We start from the raw sequence: 229 nt of genomic DNA on the forward strand, positions 1-229 counted from the left end.
GCCTGATCACTTGTTGAGGATCTCGCCCATGGCGCGCGAGAGGTACCACGGGTCGACCACGGCGGTCAGCTCGCGGGCCGAGTGCATCGACAGGATCGGTGCGCCCACGTCGACGGTGCGGATGCCGAGCCGGGTCGCCGAGATCGGTCCGATCGTCGAACCGCAGGGCATCGTGTTGTTCGACACGAACTCCTGCGAGGGCACCCCCGCGCGTCGGCAGGCTGCGTTC

1 pseudogene is annotated in these 229 nt (G+C 68.6%); it reads right to left on the reverse strand.

The annotated features are described in order from the left end of the window. Positions 1-6 precede the first annotated feature (6 nt). A pseudogene (locus SB754_RS23410) lies at positions 7-229 on the reverse strand (M18 family aminopeptidase); the annotation flags it as partial.

Source organism: Leifsonia sp. SIMBA_070 (genome assembly GCF_046534635.1).
GTDB lineage: Bacteria > Actinomycetota > Actinomycetes > Actinomycetales > Microbacteriaceae > Leifsonia.